Source organism: Lactiplantibacillus dongliensis, from assembly GCF_005405105.1.
In the GTDB taxonomy this organism is placed as follows: domain Bacteria; phylum Bacillota; class Bacilli; order Lactobacillales; family Lactobacillaceae; genus Lactiplantibacillus; species Lactiplantibacillus dongliensis.
Genome location: NZ_BJDK01000019.1, coordinates 19,774 through 34,130 on the forward strand (window position 1 = coordinate 19,774; position 14,357 = coordinate 34,130).

A 14,357-nucleotide genomic window follows, 5' to 3' on the forward strand; every position below is an offset into this window, starting at 1 on the left:
GGGAGCGATTGACATGGAGATTTTTGATTACGAAGATATTCAACTAATTCCAAACAAATGTGTCATTAATAGCCGCTCAGAAGCGGACACGACCGTTGAACTTGGCGGCCGTCGCTTCAAGATTCCGGTCGTCCCAGCCAATATGGCAACCGTCATTAACGATGACCTTGCCAAGTGGTTGGCCGGAAACGGCTACTTCTATATCATGCACCGCTTTGAACCGGAACAACGGCGCCACTTTATCGAAACGATGCATGCTGACCAGCTATTTGCATCAATTTCAGTCGGCGTAAAGTCAAGTGAACATGACTTTGTTGACGCTTTAGCCGCCGATAAGCTTGTGCCTGAATATATCACGATTGATATCGCTCACGGCCACGCTGACAGTGTGATTGAGATGATCAAGCACATTAAAGCGGCCTTACCGGATAGCTTCGTGATTGCCGGGAACGTCGCAACCCCAGCGGCCGTACGTGACCTAGAAAACGCTGGCGCCGATGCCACTAAAGTTGGCGTTGGTCCTGGGAAAGCTTGTATCACTAAGGTCAAAACGGGCTTTGGCACTGGCGGCTGGCAATTAGCGGCTGTGCGTTGGTGTGCCAAGGCTGCCCGGAAGCCCATCATCGCGGATGGTGGCGTGCGGACCAACGGTGATATCGCCAAGTCGATGCGTTTCGGCGCCACGATGGTCATGATTGGGTCCATGTTGGCCGGTCATCAAGAATCACCCGGGAATATTCTCAAGATTGATGGCAAAACATATAAGCAATATTACGGTTCCGCCAGTGAGACCCAAAAAGGTGAACATAAAAACGTTGAAGGCAAGCAGATGTTAGTCCCATATCGGGGCCACTTAGCCGATACTTTGAAAGAAATGCAAGAAGATCTCCAGTCGTCAATCTCATATGCTGGCGGTCGCGATCTCAAAGCGATTACCAAGTGTGATTATGTGGTCGTCAAAAATTCAATCTATAATGGTGATTAAGTACCGTACGAGTTTGGCTAAGGCCAAGCTCGTTTTTTGTTGATCTAGCACGCGTACACCCTCGATTTTAGTAAATCCTTAACGCCTTTTCCCTGACGTTCACTGGTCAAACCAGTTATACTTAAGATAATGATGTCTTGGCAGTTGCCAGGACGACTACTAATCGAGGTAATCAAGATGGAACATAATCGGGTTTTACGTTTAGAACATGGGATTAACTTCCGCGAACTCGGCGGTTACGCCACTACTGGCGGTCAAACAATCAAATGGCAAAAACTCTTGCGTTGTGGGGGCATGTCGCTCCTATCAGCCAATGACTTGGCCTACTTAGATGATTATGGCCTACGCTACGACATTGATCTCCGACAAACCAGCGAGACCCAAATGTCGCCGGACCGCTATCCCAAGCACACGACCTATATCAATACCTCCGTGTATCCGTTCAGCGATAACCGTCGGATTGACCGCCGCCTCAAACGACTCTTTAAACGGTTAGTGGCACCGGACACTTTCGGCACCCAAGTCTACGCGCGGATGATTACCGACAGTCATCCGGTCAAAGTCTGGCAACAGCTCTTCAGTACATTGCTGGCTAATGACCAACCCAACCAATCAGTGCTCTTCCATTGTGCGGCTGGTAAAGACCGGACTGGCGTTGCGGGTACTTTGATTATGACGGCGCTAGATGTACCGCGGGAAACAATTATTCAGGACTACTTACTGACCAACGCCGTCTTTATGGCAGCCGACCAAGTCGACAATGACACAATCATTACAGAAGCAAACAATGGGGACTTAGCTAGTCGCTTCAATTCAGCTTTAAACGTTGAATCTGACAACTTAAAGATGATTTTTGCCGTTTTCGATGACCTCTATGGCGGTGGCATTGGCTACTTACGGGAAGTCTTAGGACTTAGCCAAGCCGATATTAATGACTTGCGGCGTCTTTACTTAGACGATTGACGATTGACGATTGTTTAGCTTGCCGCCTGACGGTTGGTTTCTAAAATGTTGGAACGCCATGGGCCATTTTGAAGCCAAAGGTCAGTCTTCAAAACTGACCTTGACCTAAGCCCGAGCAGACCACTCACACTAAGGGCAACGAAACGGCTGAGCATTTTAGAGACCAACCTCTCAGCTAAAATCCTGATTGCAGTGAATTAACGTTAATTTATAACTATCCATTAATTAACGGCGGGCGGCCCAGAATTGGCTCAGTGGTGTCGTTTATCTTAGTCATGATTTTCGACTTAGATAAAGCCCGGCTTTCGAGACCGCCCTTCGGCTCGAAAACGTGGCCACCACGTTCCAGCCGATTCTGGGCCAACTAGAGTGGCAATTCAATCCAATTAGCACTGATTCCCCTTATCTAACAGTATTTATAATCGATTTAGAGTTTTAAACCTCACCATATTAAAAAAGCGTTGGATTTAGTTAATTTAACTAAGTCCAACGCTTTTTCAATTACAAGATTGGTGATAACAGCCGGGAAAATATTTGTTTAAACTTCAACCAGAATGATTGTTGCTTAAAGTCTTGCACGGTGATCAAGCTACTCTTCGCCTGATCCGCTAAAAAAATTGTTTCTAACTCTTGGGCCAAGTCGGTATCATACAAGAACGCATTGACTTCAAAGTTCAGCTTAAAACTACGGAAGTCCATATTCGCCGACCCTACTGAGGCAATCTGACCATCGATGACCATCGTCTTCGCATGGATAAAGCCATTGTTGTAATAATAAATCTTGACCCCGGCTTCGGCTAATTCCCGCGCATAGTACTGCGTGGCCCGATAAACAAAGGCATGGTCCGGTTTGTCCGGCACCATAATCCGAACATCAACGCCCGACATGGCCGCAATCCGAATCGCATCTAACACGGAATCATCCGGAATCAAATAAGGCGATTGAATCCAAAGCCGCTGTTGAGCTGTGGTTATCATCTTAATATAGCCTAACTTAATCTGTTGGGCATCACTATCGGGACCGCTGGAAACAATCTGTAGTGACGTGTTCCCTTTAACCTTGATGACTGGGAACATCTGATTGTTGGGTTCGATTCGATGATCGGCATCAGTCGCGTTCCAATCACGAATGAACCGTTCCTGAAGTTCAAAGACCCCCGAACCCACGATCCGCAAATGGGTATCACGCCAATAACCGAACTTTTTATCGCGACCTAAATATTGGTCACCCACATTGAAGCCACCGACGTAGCCAACCCGACCATCAACGACCACAATCTTACGGTGATCACGGAAGTTCAACCGAAAGTCGAGTATGGCGGAATGGGCGCCCAAGAATGGCCGCGCATGACCGCCAAGTTCTTCTAAATGCTTGAAGAAACTACGGAAGGTTCCCATTGACCCCCACGGATCATACAAGACCCGCACATCGACACCCTGCGCGGCTTTTCGTTCCAGCAGGTGTAACAAATCGTTCCCAATGCGATCGTTGTAGAACGTATAATATTCAATATGAATGTGCTTCTTAGCCGCTTCAATATCTTGAAACATCGCGTGGAACTTCGCATGACCATCAGTATAAATCTTGACCCGATTCTTCCGACTCAGTAACGCGCCGTCTGAATTCAGGAATAAACTGACCATCCCACGCACCGAACTTGTGACCGCATCGGCAGGTAAGAGTTCCGAGCCTAATTCATCACGTTGGCGCTGAATCGCTTCTTCCAAGCGAATCTGGGTTTCTTTCTTTAAACGGAATAAACGATTTTTGGGCAGCTTCCGGCCGAGAAAGGCGTAGGCAATAAATCCGGCCACCGGAATCATCACTAGCACCAATAACCATGCCCAAGTCGCCGCAATATCGCGCCGATCCCGGAACACCGTAATGACCGCGGCAACCGCGTTAATCACAACGATGATGTTTAAAATTGGCAAAATATATTGCAATTGAGGCACCCACCTATTTTATTGATAATCTCATTTTAACGCAGATTGTCATTGGATAATAACCTTTTGCGATTGGAATCATTGCTTTTTTCGCGAAAAACGGTAATACTTTCGACATGGAGGTCGTTACGATGTTAGCTATGCTAGGAATTCATGGACTGGGACCTATTCGGATGTTTCATCTAACCGAACGGGTCGCCGGCTCGCGGGGTGCCATTGGGATTCTGCTCATTATTATTTTACTGTACATTGCTTACCGCCATTATCGGCGGCAACAGAAATAACCTTTTAGCGGCTCGATCTGGTTTATTAACCAGTCGGGTCGCTAACCTGTTTATTATGAATAAAGATAAACGTCAAACTTTCTGGTATAATACTCATATAAGTTGGTTTATTAATTCAGAAACGGAAGTGACGGGATGTTCTATAGCTTATATTTAGATGAAAGTAAGTTTTTTGATCCAAACAAGATTACATCTATTGTATTGCTGGTATCATTATTAATAATAAACAACTCCCCACAATCAGAGAACGAATAGATCATTTAAAAATGAAGCTTTGGACAACTAGTAGTAACTATTTAGCTAACCAAGCAGAGTCCTTCATCTTCCATGAATCAGAAATAAGATCTGACAACACCAATATTATTTCTAAACGACCCGAATATATCATCTTTCATCAAAACCGTTCCAATAAACGGAAAGTAATCGAAGAAATTGGGAACATTATTCAAGATGAAAAGTTAACGATTCTTGGTGCAATTGAAAATCAGACACAAGTTGAAAATAATTATCAAATTACCAGAGATTCATATTCTTCATACTACTTGTGTTTGAAAAGCATTGTTGAAAACTATTGTGCATTTTTAAGGCAAAATCATAGCCATGGGAACATTATTCTAGAATCAAGAAAGAATCAGAATTCAACTATCCAAGATCAACGCACACGCAAAATATTTAATAAAATTTTGGTCAATGGAACATTAATCTACTCGGCATTGGAACTACAACAAACTATTTATTATATAAAATTTATTCAAAAACAAGAAAATGATGTTGGCTTACAAATTGCAGATTTTATTCCGCGACCACTCTTACTTAACTATTCAAGCATTCCTCAAAGTAAGCCATCAATTTATCAAAAAATACGGAAAGCACGCTATAACGGTCCGGATATTGCTAATGTATATCCCTCTAAATTTGGTGTTTGCATTTTTGATTAATCTTTTGACACTCCGCTATTAATAAGATATAATCCAAGTATCGAGTACGAAGAAGTTTTGAACTTCTGTAGATTAATTTCTAATGGTATTGTGATACCTATCGTACATTGTACTGATTATGAAATTAGAACGGATGTTAAGCTTGAACTAGTGAGCTTACATGATTAAGTTCATGCCGTCATCTGTTATTTATGAGTTGAGGAATCGCCACTGGTGATTCCTCTTTTTTATTATCATTCAATTTATTCTCAAAATATCAAAATCCCAATAAAATTAACTTTACAACCATTCCCACTTTTAATCCTTCCTCCTAACCCTTATTCAAGCCTCTTGAGAGCGGTTAACCAGCTTTAGTCAGGAAACGTTAAACTGAACAATCAAAATAGCCATTTCACCAATTATTCGGTTATTTTTAGCTATATCAGCCAAAATAGCCAACTAATATTTACAATTCAGTCAAAATAACTAGTTCATTTCATTAAAAACCGATTAGAATAGAACCCATCAAATCGAAATGGGGCGATTTTCATGGATCTTACGCATACGCATTTGCTTCGCAAAAAAGATATTGGGGCCATGTTAGCTAGTTACCACAGTCCGCTGAAAAAGGAACTCAAAACATTTGATCTCACGATGTTAGGTATTGGGGCCATCATCGGAACCGGGATTTTCGTGTTAACCGGGACGGGGGCGTTAACCGCCGGACCTGGCTTGATGATTTCCTTCGTCATTGCGGCGATTGCCTGCTTATTCGCTTCCCTATGTTACGCCGAGTTTGCAGCGATGGTGCCCGAAAGCGGGTCAGCCTACACGTATTCCTACACGACGTTAGGCGAAATCGTGGCCTTCATTATCGGTTGGGATTTGATGTTGGAATATTTATTCGCTGTCTCAACAGTTTCCGCTGGTTGGTCAGGTTATTTTCAATCATTCTTAGCCGGCTTCGGCTTACACTTACCAACTATTTTGACTGCCGCTCCAGGTTCCGTTCCGGGCGTTACCTCATACTTCAACTTACCGGCCTTTGCCATTATCATCTTGATCACCGCGTTGCTATCCTTGGGCGTTAAAGAAACTAAACGGGTCAACAACATTATGGTCGTCATCAAGCTAGCCGTCGTCTTACTCTTCATCTTCACGGCGGTTCGCTTCATCAAGCCCGCCAACTGGTCACCACTATTGCCATTTGGCATGAAAGGCGTCTTTGGGGCCGCTTCAAGCGTATTCTTCGCCTTTATCGGTTTTGATGCGATTTCATCCAGTGTTGAAGAAACACTGGAACCTTCTAAGACGTTGCCCAAGTCAATGTTAATGTCACTTGGTATCTGTACCGTGTTATACGTGGCTGTCTCTGCGATTATGACTGGCGTAGTGCCTTTCCGGATGTTCGCTAAATACATCGACCATCCAATCTCAGCCGTCCTCATCTATTCCGGGCAAAACTGGTTAGCTGGCGTGGTCGACTTAGGCGCCATCTTAGGGATGACCACCGTTATGTTAGTCTGCTTATACGGACAAACACGGATTTCCTTCTCAATGTCCCGCGATGGCTTACTCTCACCACTCTTCAGCCGAATCAGCAAACGGACCGGCGCACCCGTAGCCTCAACCATGTTGTTTGGGGTGATTGCCGCCGTCATCGGTGGGTTCATTCCACTGGCCGACTTAGCTGAATTGGTTAACATCGGGACATTGACCGCCTTCTTACTCGTGTCCTTCTCCGTTATGCGGCTTCGCAAGACCCAACCGAACTTACGTCGACCATTCAAGACACCTTGGGTCCCATTCGTCCCAATTATGTCAATGGTTTGCTGCATCTTCTTATTGATCAACTTAAAACCCGTCACTTGGTTACGCTTCGTAATTTGGTTAGCAATTGGGATGGTGGTTTACTTCACCTACTCGATCAAGCATTCCAAGTTAAGCCCAGTGCAATTGGCTAAAGCCGACGAACCGGAAGAAAAAGAAATTAAATAAGGTTAAACAAAAGACTGCTGACTTAGGTGGATGCCTAGGTTAGCAGTCTTTTGATATGCGTACGTTTCAATTCGACTCGCTATTTTGGTATTAACGTCTTTAAAACTGTGATCACTTCCGATTGGGTCATTTCAAAGTCAACATCACTACGAAATCGACCTTTAAACAGTTTAGGGTCCTCATCTTGAACCAACATGATAAATGCTTTTAAGTCCTGCTGACAAGCTAACGGTACCTGACTCGTATCAAAGTCAGCTTCCGGTAACAATGAGCAGAGCCGGCAAACATCTTTAAAATGTTTAGTTTTATCCATACGATGAGTGATCTTCTGGCCAGCATTGATACGCTTTCGAACATCTAAATGAGCTTTAGCTTTAAAATAAATTAGTGCTGACGGTCCCAGCAATGACTGATTACCCATTTTTTGCGACCCAATTTTTAATAACTCGTAATAGTCATCATTCAAAATAATAGCTGACAAGCTAGGCCCATCATCATAGTGCAACGGCGTCTTAAAATTATCACTTTTCAAAATATAGGCTAGTGGTTTTCGTGAAAACAGTTCAATTTGAACCGGAACCTCGCCACTCTTTTCATAACGTTGAAACCGATAATAGTTCTTTTGACCATCTTCAGAAAGGCCACTGTTTAAGGCTGTATACTCATACTTTTTAACAAATGTTAAAAATTTTGCCGCAAAATCACCACCAGCGTTTTCAAAAATCACGACAACATCATAATCTTGGGTTGCCCTAAACTGCTGGCCATCATCATGCAATAAAATTGAGGCTGCATTACCACCAATAATCACATAACTATTTGTATAATCTTGAAAATAATCAAAGAACGTCTTTGAAATCATTACGCCACCGACTCCCAAATTTTATCGACTAATTCAACAACTTCCCCAGCAACACGTTCATCTGGGTAATTAGCAAAAATTGCATATAGATGAAATGGATCAATAACCGATTCTGGATAGTTCGGTACAATCGTTCTAAATAAATCTGCAAATGGATTTAAGGGATATAGCGACACCTCAGCTTGACAGTCCGCTTCATCAGTAACAACTTGAGGTTCAGTAACTTGTTGCCAAGCCTGACGATCAAGAACAATCGTTTTTATGGCATCGTCATTAATCATCGTCAGTTTGGCCAATGCTGTTAACCCACCCGTCAAAAAGTCATTGTGACTCAGCTTTTTTAGTTCAGCATACGAAAGCCGTTTACTCTGACGTTTTGAAATAGGTGATATTAACTTATGCTTTAGCTGATTAAATAATTTACGGCTGGTCAATTCACAAGTATAGACCCGATTCTTTGTCTCACCATGTCCTTTTAGTAACCCTAACTCAATTAATGGCTTAGTTGCCCGAGTGAATGCGACCCGATTATTAATTTCAAATCGTTGGCCAACACCAGTTACAAACCGCTGACCGCCAGTAATTTTAAACAATCCATTTTCAACCTGAAACATCTGTGCAAAGTGCGTATTCAGTGCGGATTGCCCCTGTCGTTCATATAAAAGTTGCGCATCTAAGATCAGCAATATTAACCGCTGGGCAATCGGTGTCATGATTGCATCCGTAGCTGGTGCCACTGGTGCGGCCATTAATCTGGTCCCCATAAAAGGTAAAAACACGTCACCGTCTAAAGTTATAAAAGACAATCGCCATGCCAACAACTGCTTACGTTCTTGCGCACTTAATTGCGTTATCAACGCTACCGAAATTAAGTTAAACTCATTAGATAACCGCTGCATGACTTTTCTTAACCGCACCATGTTGGAACTATCGTAAGCAATGACGATAATCCTATGATCCATAATCCGCGCAAAAGCGACTTGAACATGTCGATTTTCTACTGCCGCCAAACCTTCAGATGATTGCGTATCCGGTGCCTCGATAGTCACTTTAAAACCAATCCGTTTGTTAAAATCAGCAAGTTGTTTTTCAATATTAACTGCCATCTTTCAACCTCCATGATTGGATTGTAACATATTATTTTTAATTGTAACATCAACATGTAACAATAATTTTAAGAATGTTACAATCCTGCTTTATCACCGAAAAGCGGGCAGATTTCCTCTTCAACCCTTAATCATCATCGGCCACGCGCACAACCTTCCCAGTATACGCGTCAACCTGAACCTCACTCACCTGGTGACCGTGCTTCACCTTCACTTCCCAAAGCACCGTGCCATTTTCATGATCCATTGACCATTCAACGGCCGTGCCACCGCCAACCCGCTTTTCCGCTGCTTTTGAAACAGTAGCAAGTGGCTTTAACCGTGTGACGTCAAGCGCCGTTTGGGTAAGATCATCGCCATCAGTATCAAGTAATTCTTGTTCATGCCGAATGACGTGCCCCGTTTGTGCATTGAGGGTTAATTCGTATTCATGACGCTGATCCAAGCCACTGACTTCATATTGATATCGACCATTTTCACGTTCGAGTGAGAGTTCACTGACGGTTGCTTTGGCACCAAATTGATCATGATACTTGGCCACCGCCTGCTTCACGCTGACCTTGATCGTTGACGGTGACACTTGCTTAGTTGTCACCTGACTATGCTTATCTTGACTGCTAGTGGCGTCATGGTCAGCTGGCTGGGCGCTACAGCCGGCCAAGACTAGGGCCACCAATAATAGGCAACTTAACTTTTTCATCATCGGTCCTCCGTTTCTCTATTGAATGCGATTACATTAACACCTATTATTTTAGCAACAACCGCGTTAAAACGCCACTTTGACTGGTCCGGTCAGTGAGCTAACAAAAGTCAGTTATAAATTAGCATAAAATAATTAATTTAAAGCCATTCCCGCCACCATCACCGCCAAAAGCGCGTATCCTAATAGGCACCAATCAAGATGACCACTAGGGGGCGGGCACACATGCGACAACAGAAGCTACAGTCACGGTCATTGTTCGGGATGCTCATCACACTCGGCGTCGTCTACGGCGATATCGGGACCTCACCGCTATATGTCATGAATGCAATCATCAATGACGCGGGTCGCCTAAAGTCAGCGACCCCAGACTATGTCATTGGTTGTGTGTCGTTGATTTTTTGGACGTTAATGCTGATTACGACGATTAAGTACGTGTTGATTGCCCTACGCGCCGATAATCACCACGAAGGCGGCATTTTTGCGCTGTACGCGTTAGTCCGGCAACGCGCTAAATGGCTGATTTTTGTCGCGCTAATTGGCGGCGCCGCTTTATTGGCTGATGGCACCTTAACTCCCGCCGTTACTGTGACTTCCGCCGTCGAAGGCTTACGCGGCTTACCCGGAACCGCCAGCTTCAGTCAGCATCCCTTACTGGTACCATTAACAGTCACCGTCATCTTACTTGCGCTATTCATGATTCAAGGCCTAGGCACCGCACTGATTGGGCGGTCATTTGGTCCGTTAATGCTGTTGTGGTTTACCGCTATTGGTGTCGTTGGACTAGCCAACATTGGCACCGCGCCAGTTATTTTAAAAGCGTTCTCACCCTTTTATGCGCTCAAAGTACTCGTCAGTCCAACGAATAAAATGGGGATTTTCATTCTCGGCAGCGTCTTCCTCGCGACAACTGGGGCTGAAGCCTTGTACTCTGATATGGGCCACGTCGGTAAAGCCAATATTGATGCCACCTGGCCATTCGTCTATGGCATGCTCATCTTAAACTACTTGGGTCAGGGCGCTTGGATCATCCAACATTATCAGCAAGCCGGCTATCGCAATGTGGTGAACCTTAATCCCTTTTATGAGATGATCCCAGCTAACTTACGCGTCGCCGCCATTGTCTTAGCCACCTTAGCTGCCATCATCGCCTCGCAAGCCTTGATTACCGGCTCATATACCTTGGTCGATGAAGCAATTGGTCTGAAATTTCTACCGCGCATGATTATTAAACATCCTAGCCAGATTCGCAGCCAGATCTATATTGGCGCGATTAACTGGTTATTGTGCGGGGTCACTTTGGCTATCGTCTGGCTCTTCCAGACTTCCGCGCACATGGAAGCTGCCTATGGATTGGCGATTACGATTACCATGCTGATGACCACGATCTTACTGACGCAATTCGTCCAATTACGCGGTCATCGTTATGCGGCACTCGGCCTACTAGCCGGATTCGGTAGTCTCGAAATGGTCTTCTTAGTGGCCAGCTTGACTAAGTTCATTCACGGCGGCTACTTAACGCTGGGCCTGACACTACTAATCTTCGCCATCATGGTCCTCTGGTATTTCGGGAACAAACGGCGCCTGTGCTACAACCGCGACCAAGAACAAGTCAGCCTACTCGACTACCGCCAGCAACTCACCCAACTTAGCCACGATGACCGCTTGCCGTTATTCGCTACTAACTTGGTCTATCTCGCCAAAGTCGACGCGAATTATCACGTTAAACGTGCCATTCCGTATTCGATTCTAGATAAACGACCGAAACGGGCTCGCGTTTACTGGTTTATCACGATTAACGAGACCAATCAGCCCTACGACTGCAACTACACCGTAGATATGCTGGGCACTCGCAACATCGTGGAAGTCCAATTGAACCTCGGCTTCAAGAAGTCACAACACGTCACGATCTATTTACGTGAAATTGTAACTTACTTGATTGCCAATCACATCATTGATCCACAGCACCCGCACTACGGCACCCAAATCAACCGCAACGTGGGCGACTTCAAGTTTGTTGTCCAGAATCAACAGATTATGGATCTCAGCAGTTATCCGACCATGCGCCAGCTCGACCGGATCTTAATCGGTGGGCGGGTCTTACTGCAAAACATCACGCCATCCTCGGCCAGTTGGTACGGCTTGGAATTTAGTGATGTCTTGGAAGAAACGATTCCATTATTTACGAATCCAGCGACCGATGCGACCTTAACCAATCGAGCAGTCCGGCATCAGATGCAACCACCGAAATAAGTCTACCAGATCATCTAACCACACACTCTAAACGATGCTAAAAGCGACCGCAATTACTGAGGGGCGCTTTTTTAGCGTCCTGCTTAAAAATAATCACCAGTGTGTATATTACCTTACTAAGTCTTATCAACAATCAAACTAAGACGACCATACACTGGCTAACTAGTATTCTTTCCTGCCTTTATTTGAGATTATTTTACTTGCTATACTTGGATTCATGCTATAACATACGTAAAGACATTAACCTGAGAGGTTACACATTTTGGAAATCAATGCTGAAACAAAGAAAATGACAAAGGCCTTAAGCTCTCAAAAGGCCATGGTCAGGGCATACGGAGAAGCGATTTCCACAAAGTTAATGCGTCGTATTACTGAGCTATCCGCTGCCACTAGCTTGGCCGACATTAGTCACTTACCACCACAACGATTACATCAATTAACTGGAAAATACGACACTTACTTTGCAGTTGATTTAACTAGAAATACGCGTTTAGTCTTCCGCGGATTAGATATGAATAACGAAATGACAATGATTAAAACTGATATTATTTCAATTTTAGTGAGGGAGGTTGTTGATTATCATGGCCATTAAAATGTATAAAATAACGCCTGATTATACGACCAAACCAGGTGATACGCTCCGTGACTCGTTAGAATCATTGAGTATGACACAAGCTGAGTTAGCAGAAAGAATGGGAATCACCCGCAAACATGCCTCTGAACTGCTAACGGGTAAATCCAGAATTACGCCTCAAACTGCCAATCAATTAGAATTTGTACTAGATGTCCCTGCAAAATATTGGCTAGCACTTCAAGGTCAGTATGATGAATTTCTAGAGAAAACAAGACAAGATGAAGAATTGGCAAACCATGTGAAGTATGTTAAGAAGTTTCCATACAATGCTATGGCTAAGAACGGCTTTGTTCCGGCCACAAAAGACCGAACCGAACAACTAAAAAATCTATTACGTTTCTTTCGAGTTTCTTCATTTGAAACTTTTGTTGATCAGACCAGTCAAAATCCATTATTAGTCGGTGCTTTTAGATCCAGTGCCCCAAAATTTGATTTAGATACGTTCGCATTACATGCCTGGTTACAAGAAGGAACGATTTTAGCTAGCAAAATCACCACACACCAGTTTAACGCAAACCTCTTAAACGAAAAGCTTCCTGAATTTCGGGCACTAGTCCAACTGACTAACCCCAGAGACTTCATGCCAAAATTACAAGTATTAGCCGCTTCTGTTGGGATTGCGGTAGTTGCCGTTCCTGAATTGCCTAAGAGTCGTGTCAGCGGTGCAACGCGTTGGCTTTCACCCTTCCCTAAAGCGATTATTGAATTAAGCTTCAGACATAAATCACATGATAGCTTTTGGTTTACTTTTTTCCACGAATTAGGTCACTTAGTCCTACACAACAAAATACCATTTTTTTCGGTTAACCGATCATACGGGCAGACTATTGAGGAACAACAGGCTGATGCTTGGGCAACCAATATTTTAATTCCAAAAAAAGATTGGCATGCCTTTATCACCAGCCATAACACTACGAACCAACCAATAGATGAGGCGGTAATTATCGCCTTTTCCAAAAAAATACAAACACATCCCGATATTATCCTTGGCCGCCTACAAAATGCAGGTATCTTAGATTACTCACAGTTTTCAACTATGCGAGTTCACTACCATTGGTCATCCGAAAAAAACGACTAATTTTTCACCAATATGATTCCACAATACTAATAGAGTAGGTAGTCTCAATTCATACGGCTGCCTACTCTATTAGTGTTTATTTAGCCTAAAATCCCACCTAGATAAATCCGGCCACCCCCTTGTTACGATTCCACCCCTAACTTATGCTGCTCACGACATCGTTACCCCCAATTTAACCCTAACTAGCCTGAATTGTCCCACCTGACTACTGCACCCAAACTTTTTTTGCCACCTCAGCTACCCCTTTTTTAGGGGTTAAGCCTCACTTTTCATCCCCATTGCCAGCCAGCTACCACCACGATCCGAGTTATGTTAACTTTTATTCCTCCAACAACACGCTAAAAATTCTATATCTATACAGAGACTAATTTAGGCATAGGCTGATACGACGCTCACAACGTACCCGTAGACTAAGCCAACTACCCTAAATTGTTTTTGACACACATGCTTGGCACCTTCAACTACTTACTACAAGTGCTAGTTGGCTTAAATTGCCACTCTGATTGGTCCAGAATCGGCTGGAACGTGGTGCCGCGTTTTAGGAACCAACCGGCAGGCGGCAATTTCAACTAGCACCAAGCGTAAGGGCCGAATAGTAATGGCTAAGAATTTTTGGTCCATAGCCAATCA

Annotated in this window: 12 protein-coding genes; 8 read left to right on the top strand and 4 right to left on the bottom strand. The window is 44.0% G+C overall.

Annotated elements, in window-relative coordinates; all coding sequences use genetic code 11:
• The first annotated feature begins 13 nt into the window (after positions 1 to 13).
• A complete protein-coding gene (locus FFM80_RS08440) occupies positions 14 to 985 on the top strand; it encodes a GMP reductase (protein ID WP_171001061.1) in 972 nt (323 codons plus the stop codon).
• A 177-nt stretch (positions 986 to 1,162) separates the two neighbouring features.
• Positions 1,163 to 1,948 (top strand): tyrosine-protein phosphatase, encoded by a 786-nt coding sequence (locus tag FFM80_RS08445; protein ID WP_137640383.1) that lies wholly within the window; start codon positions 1,163 to 1,165, stop codon positions 1,946 to 1,948.
• Positions 1,949 to 2,449: 501 nt separating this feature from the next.
• On the opposite strand, the gene cls is transcribed toward FFM80_RS08445, so the two are convergent.
• Positions 2,450 to 3,895, bottom strand: a complete 1,446-nt coding sequence (gene cls, locus FFM80_RS08450) for a cardiolipin synthase (RefSeq protein ID WP_171001062.1) — start codon at positions 3,893 to 3,895, stop codon at positions 2,450 to 2,452.
• 131 nt (positions 3,896 to 4,026) lie between these two features.
• Between cls and FFM80_RS14495 the strand changes: the two genes are divergently transcribed.
• From FFM80_RS14495 to FFM80_RS08460, 3 genes are all read left to right on the top strand, one after another.
• A complete protein-coding gene (locus tag FFM80_RS14495; RefSeq protein WP_171001063.1) occupies positions 4,027 to 4,179 on the top strand; it encodes a hypothetical protein in 153 nt (50 codons plus the stop codon).
• A gap of 191 nt (positions 4,180 to 4,370) precedes the next feature.
• Positions 4,371 to 5,117, top strand: coding sequence for a DUF3800 domain-containing protein (locus tag FFM80_RS08455; protein WP_137640385.1), 747 nt, complete (start codon positions 4,371 to 4,373; stop codon positions 5,115 to 5,117).
• A 528-nt stretch (positions 5,118 to 5,645) separates the two neighbouring features.
• Positions 5,646 to 7,094 carry a branched-chain amino acid transporter BcaP gene (locus FFM80_RS08460; protein WP_137640386.1) on the top strand — a complete coding sequence of 483 codons (1,449 nt, stop codon included), beginning with the start codon at positions 5,646 to 5,648 and terminating at the stop codon, positions 7,092 to 7,094.
• A 79-nt stretch (positions 7,095 to 7,173) separates the two neighbouring features.
• Here the strand turns inward: FFM80_RS08460 and FFM80_RS08465 are convergent, their stop codons facing one another.
• From FFM80_RS08465 to FFM80_RS08475, 3 genes are all read right to left on the bottom strand, one after another.
• Positions 7,174 to 7,956, bottom strand: a complete 783-nt coding sequence (locus FFM80_RS08465) for a hypothetical protein (protein ID WP_137640387.1) — start codon at positions 7,954 to 7,956, stop codon at positions 7,174 to 7,176.
• A complete protein-coding gene (locus FFM80_RS08470) occupies positions 7,956 to 9,062 on the bottom strand; it encodes a hypothetical protein (RefSeq protein WP_137640388.1) in 1,107 nt (368 codons plus the stop codon). The genes FFM80_RS08465 and FFM80_RS08470 overlap by 1 nt, the downstream gene beginning before the upstream one ends.
• A 127-nt stretch (positions 9,063 to 9,189) precedes the next feature.
• Positions 9,190 to 9,762, bottom strand: a complete 573-nt coding sequence (locus tag FFM80_RS08475) for a PepSY domain-containing protein (RefSeq protein WP_171001065.1) — start codon at positions 9,760 to 9,762, stop codon at positions 9,190 to 9,192.
• Between the two features lie 225 nt (positions 9,763 to 9,987).
• Here FFM80_RS08475 and FFM80_RS08480 point away from each other — a divergent pair, with 225 nt between their 5' ends.
• The 3 genes from FFM80_RS08480 to FFM80_RS08490 all read left to right on the top strand — a co-directional run bounded on the left by FFM80_RS08480 (position 9,988) and on the right by FFM80_RS08490 (position 13,727).
• Entirely contained in the window at positions 9,988 to 12,015 is a 2,028-nt protein-coding gene (locus FFM80_RS08480) for a KUP/HAK/KT family potassium transporter (protein ID WP_137640390.1), read from the top strand.
• Positions 12,016 to 12,277: 262 nt separating this feature from the next.
• Positions 12,278 to 12,607, top strand: coding sequence for a type II toxin-antitoxin system RelE/ParE family toxin (locus FFM80_RS08485; protein WP_137640391.1), 330 nt, complete (start codon positions 12,278 to 12,280; stop codon positions 12,605 to 12,607).
• Positions 12,597 to 13,727 carry a HigA family addiction module antitoxin gene (locus FFM80_RS08490; RefSeq protein WP_137640392.1) on the top strand — a complete coding sequence of 377 codons (1,131 nt, stop codon included), beginning with the start codon at positions 12,597 to 12,599 and terminating at the stop codon, positions 13,725 to 13,727. The genes FFM80_RS08485 and FFM80_RS08490 overlap by 11 nt, the downstream gene beginning before the upstream one ends.
• Positions 13,728 to 14,357: the final 630 nt, after the last annotated feature.

What these genes read in the sequence shown, in the direction of transcription:
- FFM80_RS08440 (WP_171001061.1), top strand. Translation starts at nt 14, where the DNA reads ATGGAGATTTTTGATTACGAAGATATTCAACTAATTCCAAACAAATGT.
- FFM80_RS08445 (WP_137640383.1), top strand. Translation starts at nt 1,163, where the DNA reads ATGGAACATAATCGGGTTTTACGTTTAGAACATGGGATTAACTTCCGC.
- FFM80_RS14495 (WP_171001063.1), top strand. Translation starts at nt 4,027, where the DNA reads ATGTTAGCTATGCTAGGAATTCATGGACTGGGACCTATTCGGATGTTT.
- FFM80_RS08460 (WP_137640386.1), top strand. Translation starts at nt 5,646, where the DNA reads ATGGATCTTACGCATACGCATTTGCTTCGCAAAAAAGATATTGGGGCC.
- FFM80_RS08465 (WP_137640387.1), bottom strand. Translation starts at nt 7,956, where the DNA reads ATGATTTCAAAGACGTTCTTTGATTATTTTCAAGATTATACAAATAGT.
- FFM80_RS08470 (WP_137640388.1), bottom strand. Translation starts at nt 9,062, where the DNA reads ATGGCAGTTAATATTGAAAAACAACTTGCTGATTTTAACAAACGGATT.
- FFM80_RS08475 (WP_171001065.1), bottom strand. Translation starts at nt 9,762, where the DNA reads ATGAAAAAGTTAAGTTGCCTATTATTGGTGGCCCTAGTCTTGGCCGGC.
- FFM80_RS08480 (WP_137640390.1), top strand. Translation starts at nt 9,988, where the DNA reads ATGCGACAACAGAAGCTACAGTCACGGTCATTGTTCGGGATGCTCATC.
- FFM80_RS08490 (WP_137640392.1), top strand. Translation starts at nt 12,597, where the DNA reads ATGGCCATTAAAATGTATAAAATAACGCCTGATTATACGACCAAACCA.